Source organism: Vibrio sp. B1ASS3 (assembly GCF_905175355.1).
Taxonomy (GTDB): Bacteria; Pseudomonadota; Gammaproteobacteria; order Enterobacterales; family Vibrionaceae; genus Vibrio; species Vibrio owensii.
Genome location: NZ_HG992742.1, coordinates 1,240,029 through 1,255,822, shown reverse-complemented (window position 1 = coordinate 1,255,822; position 15,794 = coordinate 1,240,029). Strand labels below are relative to the sequence as shown.

Sequence of the window (15,794 nt, the reverse complement as noted above, 5' to 3'; positions counted from 1 at the left end):
CGCTTTCAAGCAAAGCAATTCCTCCTTAGCTCAGTCGGTAGAGCGACGGACTGTTAATCCGCAGGTCGCTGGTTCGAATCCAGCAGGAGGAGCCAAATTCCCGAAAAGCCCAGTTGAAAAACTGGGCTTTTTTCGTATCTGCCCTTCTTGAATGTTAACATCAAGATAGGCGCTGTATCGTTTCATCAATACGTATCTTTGCAAGTCCGGCTAACTTAAGCTCTTTCGTCAGCAGCTTGTACTATCAATTCGCCCACAAGTTCACTGTATCAACAATAAATTTGCATATCTCAAGGCAATTTAAATACATAAGCCATTGAATTTCAGATTAATGCAAATTAATCATTCAAAAAATGAAAAGCATTCATTTTACTCATAGATAGTAAATCCATACGATTGACAGGGTTAAGAATGGTTCCGTCCTACTCGTCGCCTCCATTCTATTTATCAATAACTTAGGGATTTACTAATGACTATTCCGACGACTGATATGCTAGACGCATGGGCTGGATTCACTGCTGGTGAATGGCAAAACTCTGTCAACACTCGTGACTTCATCCAAAAAAACTACACACCATATGAGGGAGACGAGTCCTTCTTAGCCGAGGTTAGCGCATCTACTTCAGCATTATGGAACCAAGTGCTTGAAGGCATTAAACAAGAAAGCCGCACACACGCTCCTGTTGATTTCGATACCGATCTGCCATCAACGATTACTTCTCACGATGCGGGTTACATCAACAAAGATCTAGAAAAGATCGTTGGCTTACAAACCGATCAGCCTCTAAAACGTGCAATCATTGCTAATGGTGGTATTCGCATGGTGAAAAACTCGTGCGAAGTTTATGGCCGCGAATTGGATCCAACAGTTGAAAAGATCTTCACTGAATACCGTAAAACTCACAACAAAGCGTGTTTCGACCTTTACACCAAAGAAATCCTAGCGTGTCGTAAATCAGGCATCATCACTGGTCTTCCTGATGCCTATGGCCGTGGTCGCATCATTGGTGACTACCGTCGTATCGCCCTTTACGGTATCGACTTCTTAAAAGCAGACAAAAAAGAGCAATACAATTCGACACAGACTTTCCTAGAGCGCGGTGGCGATCTTGAGAAAACGCTTCGTCTACGTGAAGAAATTGCAGACCAAGTTCAAGCACTTGAAGACATTCGTCAAATGGGTTTGAAATACGGCATTGATATGTCGCTACCTGCAAAAACAGCGCAAGAAGCGATTCAATTTACCTACTTTGGTTACTTGGCCGCAGTTAAATCACAAAATGGCGCAGCAATGTCATTAGGTCGTACATCGACTTTCCTAGACGTATACCTAGAACGTGATATCGCAAATGGCTTGATTGATGAATCACAAGCGCAAGAGATGATCGACCACTTCATCATGAAACTGCGCATGGTTCGCTTCCTTCGTACACCAGAATACGATTCATTGTTCTCTGGCGACCCAATCTGGGCAACGGAAGCGATGGCAGGTATGGGGGTTGATGGCCGTACGCTCGTATCTAAAACGACATTCCGATACTTACATACCCTACACACTATGGGTCCTGCTCCTGAGCCAAACATGACGATTCTTTGGTCAGAGCAATTGCCAGAAGCGTTCAAGCAATACGCTGCAAAAGTGTCGATTGATACCTCTTCTGTTCAATACGAAAACGACGATCTAATGCGTCCTGATTTCGACAATGATGACTACGCGATTGCATGTTGTGTGAGCCCGCAGATTGTTGGTCAACACATGCAGTTCTTTGGTGCACGTGCCAACCTTGCAAAAGCGCTGCTTTACACCATCAATGGTGGTATCGATGAAAAATCGAAAGCGCAAGTGGGTCCAGTCGTAGACAAAGTTCAAGATGAAATTCTCGACTTTGACGCTTTGATGCCACGCTTCGACAACATGTTGGAATGGCTAGCAACACAATACGTCACAGCGTTGAACATCATCCACTACTCGCATGACCGTTACAGCTACGAAGCATCACTGATGGCATTGATGGATCGCGACGTGCACCGCACCATGGCTTGTGGTATTGCAGGTCTGTCTGTTGTCGCTGACTCTTTGGCAGCAATTAAATACGCGACCGTGAAGCCTGTTCGCGATGAAGATGGCATCGCCGTTGATTTTGAAATTGAAGGTGATTATCCAAAATTTGGTAACAACGATGCCCGTGTTGATGACATTGCTTGTGATCTGGTTGAGCGCTTCATGAAGAAAATTCAGAAGATGCACACCTACCGCGAAGCTGTGCCAACTCAATCGATCCTAACGATCACATCTAACGTGGTTTACGGCAAAAAAACGGGTAACACACCAGATGGCCGTCGCGCAGGTATGCCTTTTGGCCCAGGTGCAAACCCAATACACGGTCGTGATGAAAAAGGTGCGGTTGCGTCTTTGGCATCGGTATCTAAACTGCCGTTTGCTTACGCGAAAGATGGTATTTCTTACACCTTCTCAATTGTGCCTAACGCACTGGGTAAAGATGAATTAAGTCAGAAGAAAAACCTAGCGGCGCTAATGGATGGCTACTTCCATCACGAAGCGAGCAACGAAGGCATTGCGATTGAAGGTGGCCAACACCTTAACGTCAACGTTCTTAACCGAGAGATGTTATTGGATGCGGTTGAACATCCAGAGAAATACCCTCAGTTGACGATTCGAGTGTCCGGCTACGCAGTACGTTTTAACTCGCTAACTCGAGAGCAACAACAAGACGTGATCAGCCGAACTTTCACAGAAAAACTGTAATCGCGAGATTGTAAAATAATCAAAGCTCATGCCTCTAACTCATTAGGGGTATGAGCTTTTGTCGTTTCTGGCGAACCATACGAAGTGATACCAAAACCATCAACAACGCGTGCGTTAAATCAGTGGCGGTAATTGCGTTTTTCTTTGTTAACAACCATTCACCAAACTTTTCAATTTCTTATTAATTCATCCGCTCACATCACATACACGTATAATTTTCCATCGGGTGCATAAAACCACACCGTTCTCTGGTTGTTATTGGTGTCACAAAACACGATAATATTGGGATCGGATTTTAAGAACGTAATAACTATGACCGAATATATTTTGTTGTTGGTCGGCACTGTGCTGGTGAACAACTTTGTACTGGTGAAGTTTTTAGGCTTGTGTCCTTTTATGGGCGTGTCTAAAAAACTGGAAACAGCAATTGGCATGGGCTTAGCTACAACTTTTGTACTAACGCTCGCGTCTGTGTGTGCATACTTGGTGGAAAGCTATGTTTTGCGTCCACTGGGCATCGAATATCTACGAACCATGAGCTTTATTTTGGTGATCGCTGTTGTTGTACAGTTCACCGAAATGGTCGTGCACAAAACCAGCCCGACACTTTATCGTCTGTTGGGTATCTTCCTACCGCTGATCACAACGAACTGTGCGGTTCTGGGTGTTGCTCTACTTAACATCAATGAAAACCACAACTTTATCGAATCGATCATTTACGGTTTTGGCGCAGCGGTTGGCTTCTCTTTGGTACTTATCCTATTTGCGTCAATGCGTGAACGTATTGCTGCAGCTGATGTACCTGTGCCATTTAAAGGCGCATCGATTGCGATGATCACCGCAGGCCTTATGTCTCTTGCCTTTATGGGCTTTACAGGTTTGGTGAAGTAAACGATGAGTACGATTTTAATTGCGATCATTGCTCTTGCTGCCCTCGCCGCTGTATTCGGGGCAATACTCGGTTTTGCATCGATTCGCTTCAAAGTCGAAGCGGATCCAATTGTCGATCAAATCGACTCTATTCTCCCGCAAACTCAGTGTGGTCAGTGTGGCTACCCTGGTTGTCGTCCATACGCTGAAGCGATCGCTAACGGCGACAAAATCAATAAGTGTCCTCCAGGCGGTCAAGCGACGATCGAGAAACTGGCAGATCTGATGGGCGTTGAAGCGGAAGAGTCGGCACACGATCTCGACAGCAAAGTCAAAACGGTTGCTTTCATCCATGAAGACATGTGTATCGGTTGTACCAAGTGTATCCAAGCGTGTCCTGTGGATGCGATTGTTGGTGGTACTAAAGCCCTTCATACCGTGATCAAAGACGAATGTACGGGTTGTGACTTGTGCGTTGCGCCTTGTCCAACTGACTGTATTGAAATGATTCCTGTGGAAACCACCACAGAGAGCTGGAAATGGAAACTTAACGCCATTCCAGTGGTTAACATTACGGATGCTGCCAATGCAGCGAACGTGACTGATTCAATTAAATAAGGTTTCGTATGTTGTCTTTGATTGAACAAATTCGTACTGGTTCGCTATGGGATTTCCCAGGCGGAGTGCATCCGGCAGAAAACAAAAAGCAATCCAACAAAACTGAATTGGTTCATGCAGCCATTCCGTCGGAAATCGTCCTACCTTTAAAACAACACATCGGTAAAGCAGGTAATCTATTGATTGCTGTTGGTGACACAGTGTTGAAAGGTCAACAGCTGACGGCGTCAGACAGTGGTTTCACCGTTCCTGTTCATGCTCCAACTTCTGGGCAAGTAACAACTATTGAGCCACGCACTGTTGCGCACCCATCAGGTTTAAGCGAACTGTGCGCAGTGATTACGCCAGATGGTAACGATACTTGGTGTGAGAAAACGCCAGTTGCCGATTACACCCAAGAATCTGCAGATGCGTTGATCGATGTGATCCGTCTTGCTGGTATCTCGGGCATGGGTGGCGCAGGCTTCCCAACGGCGAAGAAGATCCAATCGGGTATTGCACGTACCGAAATTCTTATCGTTAACGCGGCTGAATGTGAACCTTACATCACCGCCGATGACAAACTCATGCAGGAACATGCAGACGAACTGATCCAAGGTATCGAGATCGTCGAGCATATCCTTAAGCCAAAACTGACCATCATTGGTATTGAAGATAACAAGCCAGCAGCAATCAAAGCGCTGGAACAAGCGGCGATGAACAAAGACATCGTGATCCGCGTTATCCCAACCAAATACCCTTCTGGTGGTGAGAAGCAGCTCATCAAGATTTTGACCAACAAAGAAGTTCCTAGCGGCGCTATCCCTGCGGATATTGGCATCCTGGTTCAAAACGTTGGTTCTCTCTACTCAATTAAACGTGCAGTGATCGATGGCGAACCTGTAGTAAATCGCATCGTGACTCTGACGGGTAAAACCTTCAAGCAACCACGTAACGTTTGGACGTTACTTGGTACGCCAGTACAAGCACTTTTAGACGAGTTTGGCTATAAAGCAGATAAGAAACTGCAGCGCCTGATCATGGGTGGTCCAATGATGGGCTTTACCCTACCCCACGCTCAGGTTCCTATCACTAAAACGGCAAACTGTATTCTGGCACCGAAGCGTCGAGAGATCGCTTCTGACCAATACGAAATGGAATGTATCCGTTGTAGCCAATGTGCGGAAGCGTGCCCTGCATCGCTATTGCCACAGCAGCTTCAGTGGTATGCAAAAAGCCAAGAATACGAAAAGCTCGAAGAGCTGAACTTAAAAGACTGTATTGAATGTGGCGCGTGCGCGTTTGTGTGCCCAAGTGAAATTCCACTGGTTCAATACTATCGCCAAGCGAAAGCTGAAATCCGTACACGCGCTCAAGAAGCCGCAGCAGCTGAACGAGCTAAGCTGCGCTTTGAAGAGAAGAAAGCGCGTATGGAACGCGAAAAAGCAGAACGTGAAAATCGCTTTAAGAAAGCCGCGGATGATCGTCGTAAAGACATGAAAGCCTCTGGCGGTGACGATGCGATTGCTGCAGCCATCGCTCGCGTGAAAGCACAAAAAGAGAATACTGAAGCGAAAGCCGAGCCAGCAGTGAAACCTGCGGTTGCCGCCGCGATTGCCAAAGCAAAAGCGAAACAAGCTGCAGCAGCTCAATCTGGTGCAGCCGAGCCTGATAACTCAGAAATGGCGAAGCTACGCGAAGAACGCAAACGTCTTGCTCGCGAACGCAAAGCGCAAAAAGAACAAGGCGACGCATCTACGGATAATGCTGACGATAAGAAGTCAGCGGTTGCAGCAGCGATTGCCCGTGCTAAAGCGAAGAAAGCTCAACAAGCAGACGCATCAACACCTGCTGAAACTGGTGACAAGAAAGCAGCCGTCGCGGCAGCTATCGCCAGAGCTAAAGCGAAAAAAGCACAACAAGAAGATTCGACCGAATCTGTAGAAACGGAAGCACCTGTTAAACAAGCTGAAGATCCGAAAAAAGCCGCTGTTGCCGCAGCCATTGCTCGTGCAAAAGCGCGCAAAGCTCAGCAAGATGACTCTACGGAACCTGCAGAAGCGGAAACACCAGCAGAACAATCTGAAGATCCAAAGAAAGCCGCTGTTGCCGCTGCGATTGCTCGTGCTAAAGCACGTAAAGCTCAGCAAGAAAGCTCTACTGAATCTGCAGAAACGGAAGCGCCTGCAGAACAAGCTGAAGATCCGAAGAAAGCGGCTGTTGCAGCAGCTATTGCTCGTGCTAAAGCGCGTAAAGCTCAGCAAGAAGGCTCGACTGAACCTGCAGAAACAGAAGCACCTGCTGAACAAGCTGAAGATCCAAAGAAAGCTGCAGTAGCCGCAGCCATTGCTCGCGCTAAGGCACGTAAAGCTCAGCAAGACGTTTCTAGTGAATCTGTAGAAACGGAAGCGCCTGCTGAACAAGCCGAAGATCCGAAGAAAGCCGCTGTTGCCGCTGCCATTGCCCGTGCTAAAGCGCGTAAAGCTCAACAAGAAAGCTCTACTGAATCTGCAGAAGCGGAAGCGCCAGCTGAACAAGCTGAAGATCCGAAGAAAGCCGCGGTTGCCGCTGCTATTGCTCGTGCCAAAGCACGCAAAGCTCAGCAAGAAGCACAAACGGAATCGGTTGAAGCGGAAGCTCCTTCTGAAGAACCAGAAGTGGATCCGAAGAAAGCCGCGGTTGCCGCTGCTATTGCTCGTGCCAAAGCACGTAAAGCGCAGCAGGAAGCACAAACAGAATCTGTTGAAGAAACGCCTTCTGAAGAGCCGGAAGTGGATCCAAAGAAAGCTGCTGTTGCCGCAGCCATTGCTCGCGCTAAAGCACGTAAAGCTCAGCAAGAAGCGAATAAGAACAATACTAAGGAGAACGAGTAATGTCGTTTTTTATTGCCAGTTCACCACACGCTCACAGCCGTCGCAGCACGCCTGATTTGATGAAATGGGTAGCATTGTGCGCTATTCCTGGCTTAGTGGCTCAAACCTATTTCTTTGGTTGGGGCACCATCATTCAACTTGTGTTCGCTATTGCGGTCGCAGTGTCACTTGAAGCATTAGTCATGCTTGTGCGTAAGCGTTCTCCAATGCGTGCGCTACGTGATAACAGTGCCATCGTGACAGCATGGCTATTAGCCGTAGCAATCCCACCATGGTCCCCTTGGTGGATCATGGTGATCGGTTTGATTTTTGCCATCGTTATTGCGAAGCACTTATACGGTGGTATTGGCCAAAACCTATTTAACCCAGCGATGGTCGCTTACGTTGTATTGCTTATCTCCTTCCCAGTCCAAATGACAAGTTGGAGCGCACCTGTTTCGTTGATGTCTGAGCATGTGACTTTTGCAGACGCGTTGTCTCTGATCTTCACTGGCTATGATTTTGATGGTTTGTCTCTGCAACAAGTTCGTGCCGGCGTGGATGGCGTAACAATGGCAACCCCATTAGATGCATTCAAAACCGGTATTCATACTGGTGCAACGCCAAGTGAGGTGCTTTCACAGCCAATGTTTGGCGGACTTGCGGGTATCGGTTGGCAATGGGTAAACCTAGCCTACTTGGTTGGTGGCCTAGTGATGATCAAAAAGCGCATCATCCAATGGTACATTCCTGTTGGTTTCCTAGGTAGCTTGGCACTGTTTAGTACCGTATTTAGCTTGATCATGCCGGGAGAAACCGCGTCACCAATCTTCCACCTACTATCAGGTGCAACGATGTTAGGCGCGTTCTTTATCGCTACCGATCCTGTTTCAGCATCAACGACCGTGAAAGGTCGCTTGATTTTCGGTGCTCTGATCGGCGCGTTGGTATTCATTATTCGTAGTTGGGGTGGCTTCCCAGATGGCGTTGCGTTCGCCGTTCTGCTTGCCAATATGTGTGTACCGTTGATCGACTACTACACCAAACCAAGAACTTACGGTCACTGAGGTAAACATGTTAACCGCTATTAGAAAAAATGGTCTGACATTGGCGATCTTCGCCTGTGCAACAACCGGTCTTGTGGCACTGACTCAGTACCTAACAAAAGATCAAATTAAGCTTCAGGAACAAAAGCAATTGCTGTCGGTTCTTAACCAAGTGATTCCGGAAGAAATGCATGACAACAACCTTGTTGCGGCATGTACTATGGTATCTGCGCCCGATCTAGGTACGGTTCGCTCGATGCCAACTTACATTGCCACCAAAGATGGTCAACCAACGGCAATGGCAATTGAGTCCATCGCACCAGATGGCTACAACGGTGAAATCAAAATCATCACCGGCATCGATAACCAAGGCAAGATCCTTGGTAGTCGTATCCTAAGCCATCAAGAAACGCCTGGATTGGGTGATAAAATTGATTTACGCGTTACGGATTGGATCTTGAGCTTCACTGGTAAGCAAGTGACAGAAAGTAACTGGAATTCTTGGCGAGTTCGTAAAGATGGTGGCGATTTCGATCAGTTTACTGGCGCAACTATTACCCCTCGTGCGGTAGTGAAAGCGGTGAGAAACACAGTAAACTACGTAAATAAGTCTCGTGATGAGATTCTGAATCAGCCCCTAGACTGCGCAGGAGGCAACCATGAGTGAAAATAAACTGCTAATGAAAAACGGCATGTGGAGCAACAACCCTGCCCTAGTACAACTTCTGGGTTTATGTCCTCTACTTGCGGTTTCTTCGACCATTACCAACGCCCTTGGTTTGGGTATTGCGACTTTGTTGGTGCTTGTCGGTTCTAACCTAACAGTTTCACTGATTCGTAACTACGTACCAAAAGAAATCCGTATTCCGGTTTTCGTTATGATCATCGCAGCCTTGGTAACTTGTGTTCAACTCTTGATGAACGCATATGCCTACGGATTGTATCTATCTCTGGGCATCTTCATCCCACTGATCGTAACCAACTGTATTATCATCGGCCGTGCGGAAGCTTACGCCTCGAAGAATGATCCATTGCCAGCAGCATTGGATGGTTTCTGGATGGGTCTCGGTATGACAACGGTATTGGTTGTACTTGGCGCTATGCGTGAACTTATCGGTAACGGCACCTTGTTCGATGGTGCAGACCTATTATTGGGTGACTGGGCTGCAGCACTGCGTATTCAAGTTTTCCACTTCGATAGCAGCTTCTTACTAGCATTGTTGCCGCCAGGTGCGTTTATCGGCGTAGGACTTTTGATTGCGTTGAAAAACGTTATCGACAGCTCAATTCAGGAACGTCAACCGAAAGAAGAAAAACCAGCCATTGAGCGCGCCCGCGTAACTAACGCATAATATAAGAATACTAAAATCAAGGCTCTACCACTCGTAGGGCCTTTTTCATAAACCGCAAAGACGGGTTTGGAAGTCAGCAATGAACAAAGTCAAAAGAATTGAAATTCTCGAACGACTCCGAGAAAACAATCCCAATCCTCAGACGGAGCTCAACTGGAGCACACCGTTTGAGTTGCTTATCGCCGTACTGCTTTCTGCGCAGGCGACGGACGTAAGCGTAAACAAAGCAACAGACAAGCTCTACCCTGTTGCGAACACGCCACAAGGCATTCTTGATTTGGGTGTCGATGGTTTAAAGGAATACATCAAAACCATCGGACTGTTTAATTCAAAAGCCGAAAACACCATCAAAACTTGTAAGATCTTGCTAGAGAAGCACAACGGTGAAGTGCCAGAAGATCGTGCAGCACTTGAAGCTTTGCCGGGTGTAGGTCGTAAAACCGCTAACGTAGTACTGAATACCGCCTTCGGTTGGCCAACTATTGCAGTGGACACGCACATCTATCGTGTTTCTAACCGTACAAAGTTTGCGATGGGTAAAACCGTCGATGACGTAGAAGAAAAACTGCTAAAAGTGGTGCCAAAAGAGTTTAAGCTTGATGTACACCACTGGCTGATCCTTCATGGTCGTTACACATGTGTGGCAAGAAAGCCGCGCTGTGGTAGCTGCATCATTGAAGATCTCTGTGAATACTCTCCACCAAAAGAAAGTGTACCCAGACGAATAAACCCGTCTGAAACAATCGCTAGGAGCAAATAATGTCAAACGGTCGAATTCTTCACACCATGCTACGCGTGGGTGATCTAGACAAATCTATCAAGTTCTACACTGAAGTAATGGGCATGCAGCTACTTCGTACCAATGAAAACAAAGAGTACGAGTACACGCTGGCATTCCTAGGCTACGGTGATGAGTCTCAAGGTGCCGTCATTGAGCTGACTTACAACTGGGGTACAACCGAGTACGACTTAGGCTCTGCATTTGGCCATATCGCAATTGGCGTAGACGATATCTACTCAACTTGCGACGCAATCAAAGCAGCAGGTGGCAATGTCACTCGTGAAGCGGGTCCAGTAAAAGGCGGTACAACGCACATCGCTTTCGTGAAAGACCCTGATGGCTACATGATTGAGTTGATTCAAAACAAACAAGCGTCAGCAGGACTAGAAGGCTAGCAAGTTCTTTTATTGAAACACGCTATATTTTTGCAGGCAGGTCTGAGACCTGCCTTTCTTTTATCAACAAATCACTTTACTTGATAATAATTATCGTTTAGATTTATCCGCAACATCGATATGTGGGACACGATAATGATCAGTGAATGGGAAAAACACACACTTCTAGCCGATACTGCACTTCAACTAGATGACCCTGTTCGCAGCATTCTTCATTACCAGCAAGCCCTTAGCCTGAGTGAAGATATTAGCGAATGCGTGGAAATAGAAGCCGACGAGAGATTATTGATTTCGGTGATTTCATGCCATAACCTCGCCCAATTCTGGCGTTGGGCTGGTGATACCGAATATGAACTCAAATACCTTCAACTGGCTTCAGAAAAAGTACTCACTCTGATTCCTCAATGCCCAAACAAAGATTGTGCAAGCTTTATTGATTCCATTGGCTGTTGCACAAAAGCACTGATTGATTTCATGAAGCGCCACCCCAACCCTGCAATCGCAAAACAAGTCGAGAAAATCGATACTGCGACCAATTGCGAAATCATTGCTAAGTTCCGCCTAAACTAAAACACATGACACAAAGCTAAGTGGCAACGAATAAAATAAACAACGTCAAACGGATACAAAAACGCCAGAGTCAAACTCTGGCGTTTTTATTGGTTAACTTCAATTAGACTTGAGTGCGTCCTAGCGAAATTACCACGCGACGGTTTTTATCTTTACCAATTGGTGAGCCATTGTCTGCAATTGGACGACGCTTGCCGTAACCTTGCACTTGAATGCGATCTCCAGATAGCCCCAGCGACTCAAAGTAAGTACGCAGCGATTCAGCACGTCGCTCCGATAAGCTTTGACTTGCGCTCTTACCTTCTGTTGAATCGGTGTAAGTCGCCACCAGCACCAAATCGATATCTTGATTATGACGAACATAATCAGCAATTTGCGACAAACGCTTCTTCGAGGCTTTAGTTAACTGATCGCCTTGGCGTTCATAGTGAAGAATCGTGAAGGCGATATCTTCGAAACTGTACTTCAGCAAGTTAGCAATACAGTTACTAAAAGCGTTGTATTTGCTTTGGAACAATACCGAGGACAACGCGACTTCAATACGCTGATCACGGCTCTGCCAATCTTGGTAACTAAACGTTGGGTAGCGCCCTTTTTCTAGCTCAGACAGAATGCCCCAAGCGGTTTGCCCGCCAACATAACCATCAAACTGCTTGAAGAACCTCAGGTTAGTAATACGATCGGCATTCTCACCCGGACGCCAAGGTGGTGGCATAGAAATCAAACTAACGTTACGCGTTTCACCCATAGGGCGACGCATCTTTAGCTCAAAATCCAAGTTAATCTTTTTACTCGCACGAGACGAAAATACCGCGTCACCAAACCCAGGGATAGGATGCACAAGCTGGCATTCCAATGGCGTGTTCATCACCATTTCCCATTGTGACTGCTGCGGTGTAGCAACATAACGCTTCCCCATCGACGCAAAACTGTTCGCGCTAAGCAAAGACATCACGATACCACTGGTTACTAGCCATTTATTCATCTAAGTACTTCTCTCAAACGGCAGTCTATTGCCGCTTACATGAATCAATTGAAAACATGCAGAACAATGCAAAAATCCCGCCAACATGGAATTTTAAGGGGTTATAAGGAGTTAACCCCCACTTTGGCAAGTGCATAAAATGGTAAATAACATCGCGAGAATAACAGGTGACCGACTACCTTGTTTTTGGTTATAACCCTTACTGGTTAACGGAGGAATAGAATTCTACATTTCTCCGAAATTGCGGTTTTTCTCATCGGTAGAATCTGCAATAATGCAGCCTTCGTCACACAAATATAAGCCAACATGACAATAGAAAATGAAGCTCTGACCCTGAAAAAACGTTTTCGTGGTTATTTTCCAGTGGTAGTTGATGTTGAGACCGCAGGTTTCAATGCTCAAACTGATGCACTTTTAGAAGTCTGCGCCGTTACCCTTAGCATGGATGAAAATGGCGATTTGCATCCTGCCTCGACCATTCATTTTCATATCGAACCTTTCGAAGGCGCGAACTTAGAAAAAGAAGCCCTTGAATTCAATGGTATTCGTGACCCATTCAGCCCTTTACGTGGAGCAGTTTCAGAACAAGAAGCACTCAAAGAAATCTACAAGCTGATCCGTAAAGAGCAAAAAGCGGCCGATTGTTCGCGCGCCATCATGGTGGCACACAACGCCGCTTTCGACTTAAGTTTTGTTAATGCAGCTAATGAGCGCTGCAAACTAAAAAGAGTCCCTTTCCATCCATTTGCCACTTTTGATACCGCAACATTAAGTGGGCTTGCTTATGGTCAAACTGTTCTCGCTAAAGCATGTAAAGCTGCAGGGATGGAATTCGACAATCGTGAGGCACATTCTGCCCTTTACGATACACAACAAACTGCAGAGTTATTCTGTGGCATCGTCAACAAATGGAAGGCCCTAGGCGGTTGGCCGCTTGTCGACGAAGAATAATAAATAAACACAACATATTAGGAAAAGTATGAATCCTGTCGTTATATCTGTGTGCGTCATGCTCGTGTTAGCATTGATGCGCGTAAACGTGGTGGTTGCCCTCACGTTTAGTGCCATCGTTGGTGGCCTTGTTGCAGGCATGAGCCTTGGGGATACGGTTGCTGCATTTGAAAGTGGTCTGGGTGGCGGTGCGACTATCGCGCTAAGCTACGCAATGCTAGGTACTTTCGCTGTTGCGATTTCTCGTTCTGGAATCACTGACCTTCTGGCAAAAAGCGTTATCAAGCGCCTAAATGGTAAAGAGAGCTCTGCGTCGACTACGGGTCTAAAATACGCAGTATTGGTTGCTCTTGTACTTGTTACCATGTCATCTCAAAACGTGATTCCGGTACATATCGCCTTCATTCCAATTTTGATTCCACCTCTTTTGGGCGTATTCGCTAAGCTGAAGCTGGACCGTCGTTTGGTTGCTTGTGTGCTTACCTTTGGTTTGATCACGCCATACATGATTCTACCAATCGGTTTTGGTGGCATCTTCCTAAACAACATCCTATTGAAGAACTTACATGACAACGGTCTAACAGATGTCGTGGCAAGCCAAGTACCGACAGCAATGCTGTTGCCGGGCGCAGGTATGTTGTTTGGTCTTCTAACTGCGATCTTCTTTAGCTACCGTAAACCTCGTGAATACAAAGAGACTAAACTGACCGTTGTTCAAGAATCTGAAGAGAAGCTAAACAAAAAACATATCGTGGTTGCAGGCTTAGGTATTCTTGCTGCGCTAAGCGTACAGCTATACACGGGCTCAATGATCATCGGTGCACTAGCAGGCTTCATGGTGTTCACTTTCGGTGGTGTTATCGCATGGAAAGAGACGCACGACGTGTTCACTAAAGGTGTACACATGATGGCAATGATTGGCTTCATTATGATTGCAGCGGCAGGTTTTGCTGCAGTAATGAAACAAACTGGCGGCGTTGAAACACTGGTACAATCGCTATCAACCAGCATCGGTGACAACAAGCCTCTTGCAGCACTACTTATGCTGATCGTTGGTCTGTTGGTAACAATGGGCATCGGCTCATCGTTCTCTACGATTCCAATCCTTGCAACTATCTATGTGCCGCTTTCACTAGCATTTGGTTTCTCACCAATGGCGACAATCGCACTAGTAGGTACAGCAGCAGCTCTAGGTGACGCGGGTTCTCCTGCTTCTGACTCAACGTTAGGTCCAACATCGGGTCTAAACGCCGATGGTCAGCACGAGCACATTTGGGAAACCGTAGTACCGACATTTATCCACTACAACATCCCTCTGATCATCTTCGGTTGGATTGCTGCAATGGTGCTGTAATCGCGCCATTGAATGGATACAATTCGTTACGAAAAAGCCGCTCATTGAGCGGCTTTTTGTTGTTTGGGCTTTGAAAACCGGTTTCGTCTTATTGCGTTGGCATGTTGTCGATAATGCGCTCGCGAATCAGCTTCAACGTGTTTTCTGTCGACACATAATCCACTTCAATCGGGAAGTAAGCGTCGTTAATTTGCAGTACCAAACTCGGGTAAGAATTTACACCAAGACTCTTAGCAAGGCTTAACTGGTCTTGGAAAACACCTTCCAGCAAAGTGCCATCCATATCATTCTTAAACTGCTGAACGTTTAAGCCAATCTCTCTTGCGAGTTGCAGATGAGTTGCTTCTTCATGAGTCGGCATCGCACGTAAGTAGTAAGCGTGTTGAATCGCCTCTAGCATCTGTTCATAAGAATCTTGGAAGCCTGCAGCGATAACGGCACGGCAAGATTGGTAAGTGCTACGTACTGGTGTGCACAACGTCCAGAAATCGTAGTTAAACTTGGTACCAAGCTGACCTTCGATTTGCTTCCAAATTTGCTCAATTTTCTGCTGCATTTCCGGTGGCATAGGCAGATTAGTATCTGGCGCGAGCCCACCCACAACATACTCAAACTGAATCACACCCGGCAGTTGCTGCTTCAATTTTTCGATGGTTGGTTTGTAGCCCCAACACCAGCTGCACATAGGATCATGTACGTAGTAAAGCTTCAAGTTCATTCCACTAACCTAAAAAAGAAAAAGGAGCCAATGCGGCTCCTTTGTATTCTATCGCCAAATGTGAGTATTTACGAATTACTCAGCGTCACCTTCAACGCGTGCTGCCGCTTCTTTGATAAGAGGCTGAAGCTCACCTTTCTGGAACATTTCCAAAATGATGTCACAACCACCGATCAGTTCGCCTTCAACCCATAGTTGTGGGAATGTAGGCCATTGAGCGTATTTAGGTAGTTCAGCACGAATGTCTGGGTTTTGTAGAATGTCTACGTAAGCGAACTTCTCGCCACATGCCATTAGCGCTTGTGCTGCTTGAGAAGAGAAACCACAGCTAGGCAGTTTCGGTGATCCTTTCATGTACAGCAAGATTGTGTTTTCAGAGATCTGCTGTTTGATTTTATCGATAGTTTCCATCGCTTCCTCATTCATGGATGTGAACTTTAATTATTGCCACATTTTACTCAATAAACACAGAATAAAAACCATATAATTAGTAAGTCTTTATTGGTTTTATCTTAAAATATTTTCATATCGGGGTTTTAATAAAGTAAAAACTTGC

15 protein-coding genes and 1 tRNA gene are annotated in these 15,794 nt (G+C 46.2%); 13 read left to right on the top strand and 3 right to left on the bottom strand.

Annotated features, from left to right (window positions below; all coding sequences use genetic code 11):
- The first annotated feature begins 19 nt into the window (after positions 1-19).
- From KJB05_RS05795 to KJB05_RS05745, 11 genes are all read left to right on the top strand, one after another.
- Positions 20-95, top strand: a tRNA-Asn gene (locus tag KJB05_RS05795).
- Between the two features lie 374 nt (positions 96-469).
- Positions 470-2,767: a formate C-acetyltransferase gene (pflB, locus tag KJB05_RS05790; RefSeq protein ID WP_208444837.1), complete on the top strand. Its 2,298-nt coding sequence runs from the start codon at positions 470-472 to the stop codon at positions 2,765-2,767.
- A gap of 312 nt (positions 2,768-3,079) precedes the next feature.
- On the top strand, positions 3,080-3,658 hold the full coding sequence (gene rsxA, locus KJB05_RS05785) for an electron transport complex subunit RsxA (RefSeq protein WP_005425202.1): 579 nt from the start codon (positions 3,080-3,082) through the stop codon (positions 3,656-3,658).
- Positions 3,659-3,661: 3 nt separating this feature from the next.
- Positions 3,662-4,255, top strand: a complete 594-nt coding sequence (rsxB, locus tag KJB05_RS05780) for an electron transport complex subunit RsxB (RefSeq protein ID WP_005439677.1) — start codon at positions 3,662-3,664, stop codon at positions 4,253-4,255.
- An 8-nt stretch (positions 4,256-4,263) separates the two neighbouring features.
- The gene (gene rsxC / locus KJB05_RS05775; RefSeq protein WP_208444836.1) at positions 4,264-7,107 is read left to right on the top strand and encodes an electron transport complex subunit RsxC; all 2,844 of its coding nucleotides are present in this window, start codon (positions 4,264-4,266) and stop codon (positions 7,105-7,107) included.
- A complete protein-coding gene (rsxD, locus tag KJB05_RS05770; RefSeq protein WP_009707287.1) occupies positions 7,107-8,153 on the top strand; it encodes an electron transport complex subunit RsxD in 1,047 nt (348 codons plus the stop codon). Before rsxC ends, rsxD begins: the two co-directional genes overlap by 1 nt.
- Before the next feature lie 7 nt (positions 8,154-8,160).
- Positions 8,161-8,799: an electron transport complex subunit RsxG gene (rsxG, locus tag KJB05_RS05765; protein ID WP_208444835.1), complete on the top strand. Its 639-nt coding sequence runs from the start codon at positions 8,161-8,163 to the stop codon at positions 8,797-8,799.
- The gene (locus KJB05_RS05760) at positions 8,792-9,484 is read left to right on the top strand and encodes an electron transport complex subunit E (RefSeq protein ID WP_005439683.1); all 693 of its coding nucleotides are present in this window, start codon (positions 8,792-8,794) and stop codon (positions 9,482-9,484) included. The genes rsxG and KJB05_RS05760 overlap by 8 nt, the downstream gene beginning before the upstream one ends.
- 79 nt (positions 9,485-9,563) lie before the next feature.
- A complete protein-coding gene (gene nth / locus KJB05_RS05755; RefSeq protein ID WP_208444834.1) occupies positions 9,564-10,244 on the top strand; it encodes an endonuclease III in 681 nt (226 codons plus the stop codon).
- Positions 10,244-10,660: a lactoylglutathione lyase gene (gloA, locus tag KJB05_RS05750; protein ID WP_020196364.1), complete on the top strand. Its 417-nt coding sequence runs from the start codon at positions 10,244-10,246 to the stop codon at positions 10,658-10,660. Before nth ends, gloA begins: the two co-directional genes overlap by 1 nt.
- A 135-nt stretch (positions 10,661-10,795) precedes the next feature.
- Positions 10,796-11,230, top strand: coding sequence for a DUF2753 domain-containing protein (locus tag KJB05_RS05745; protein ID WP_005439686.1), 435 nt, complete (start codon positions 10,796-10,798; stop codon positions 11,228-11,230).
- A 103-nt stretch (positions 11,231-11,333) separates the two neighbouring features.
- On the opposite strand, the gene KJB05_RS05740 is transcribed toward KJB05_RS05745, so the two are convergent.
- Positions 11,334-12,215, bottom strand: coding sequence for an OmpA family protein (locus KJB05_RS05740; RefSeq protein WP_208444833.1), 882 nt, complete (start codon positions 12,213-12,215; stop codon positions 11,334-11,336).
- A 306-nt stretch (positions 12,216-12,521) separates the two neighbouring features.
- Between KJB05_RS05740 and rnt the strand changes: the two genes are divergently transcribed.
- Together rnt and KJB05_RS05730 are read left to right on the top strand one after the other, a co-directional pair.
- Positions 12,522-13,166, top strand: a complete 645-nt coding sequence (gene rnt / locus KJB05_RS05735) for a ribonuclease T (RefSeq protein ID WP_208444832.1) — start codon at positions 12,522-12,524, stop codon at positions 13,164-13,166.
- Positions 13,167-13,194: 28 nt separating this feature from the next.
- A complete protein-coding gene (locus KJB05_RS05730) occupies positions 13,195-14,520 on the top strand; it encodes a Na+/H+ antiporter family protein (protein WP_208444831.1) in 1,326 nt (441 codons plus the stop codon).
- Positions 14,521-14,608: 88 nt separating this feature from the next.
- Here KJB05_RS05730 and KJB05_RS05725 read toward each other — a convergent pair whose 3' ends face one another.
- Both KJB05_RS05725 and KJB05_RS05720 read right to left on the bottom strand, forming a co-directional pair.
- Positions 14,609-15,238: a DsbA family protein gene (locus KJB05_RS05725; protein ID WP_208444830.1), complete on the bottom strand. Its 630-nt coding sequence runs from the start codon at positions 15,236-15,238 to the stop codon at positions 14,609-14,611.
- A 75-nt stretch (positions 15,239-15,313) separates the two neighbouring features.
- On the bottom strand, positions 15,314-15,649 hold the full coding sequence (locus KJB05_RS05720; protein WP_009707292.1) for a Grx4 family monothiol glutaredoxin: 336 nt from the start codon (positions 15,647-15,649) through the stop codon (positions 15,314-15,316).
- Between the last annotated feature and the right edge of the window lie 145 nt (positions 15,650-15,794).

Coding starts and splice junctions, on each gene's coding strand:
- rnt (WP_208444832.1), top strand. CDS start 12,522: ATGACAATAGAAAATGAAGCTCTGACCCTGAAAAAACGTTTTCGTGGT.
- pflB (WP_208444837.1), top strand. CDS start 470: ATGACTATTCCGACGACTGATATGCTAGACGCATGGGCTGGATTCACT.
- KJB05_RS05730 (WP_208444831.1), top strand. CDS start 13,195: ATGAATCCTGTCGTTATATCTGTGTGCGTCATGCTCGTGTTAGCATTG.
- rsxG (WP_208444835.1), top strand. CDS start 8,161: ATGTTAACCGCTATTAGAAAAAATGGTCTGACATTGGCGATCTTCGCC.
- nth (WP_208444834.1), top strand. CDS start 9,564: ATGAACAAAGTCAAAAGAATTGAAATTCTCGAACGACTCCGAGAAAAC.
- KJB05_RS05745 (WP_005439686.1), top strand. CDS start 10,796: ATGATCAGTGAATGGGAAAAACACACACTTCTAGCCGATACTGCACTT.
- rsxB (WP_005439677.1), top strand. CDS start 3,662: ATGAGTACGATTTTAATTGCGATCATTGCTCTTGCTGCCCTCGCCGCT.
- rsxC (WP_208444836.1), top strand. CDS start 4,264: ATGTTGTCTTTGATTGAACAAATTCGTACTGGTTCGCTATGGGATTTC.
- KJB05_RS05760 (WP_005439683.1), top strand. CDS start 8,792: ATGAGTGAAAATAAACTGCTAATGAAAAACGGCATGTGGAGCAACAAC.
- KJB05_RS05720 (WP_009707292.1), bottom strand. CDS start 15,649: ATGGAAACTATCGATAAAATCAAACAGCAGATCTCTGAAAACACAATC.
- rsxD (WP_009707287.1), top strand. CDS start 7,107: ATGTCGTTTTTTATTGCCAGTTCACCACACGCTCACAGCCGTCGCAGC.
- gloA (WP_020196364.1), top strand. CDS start 10,244: ATGTCAAACGGTCGAATTCTTCACACCATGCTACGCGTGGGTGATCTA.
- KJB05_RS05740 (WP_208444833.1), bottom strand. CDS start 12,215: ATGAATAAATGGCTAGTAACCAGTGGTATCGTGATGTCTTTGCTTAGC.
- KJB05_RS05725 (WP_208444830.1), bottom strand. CDS start 15,238: ATGAACTTGAAGCTTTACTACGTACATGATCCTATGTGCAGCTGGTGT.
- rsxA (WP_005425202.1), top strand. CDS start 3,080: ATGACCGAATATATTTTGTTGTTGGTCGGCACTGTGCTGGTGAACAAC.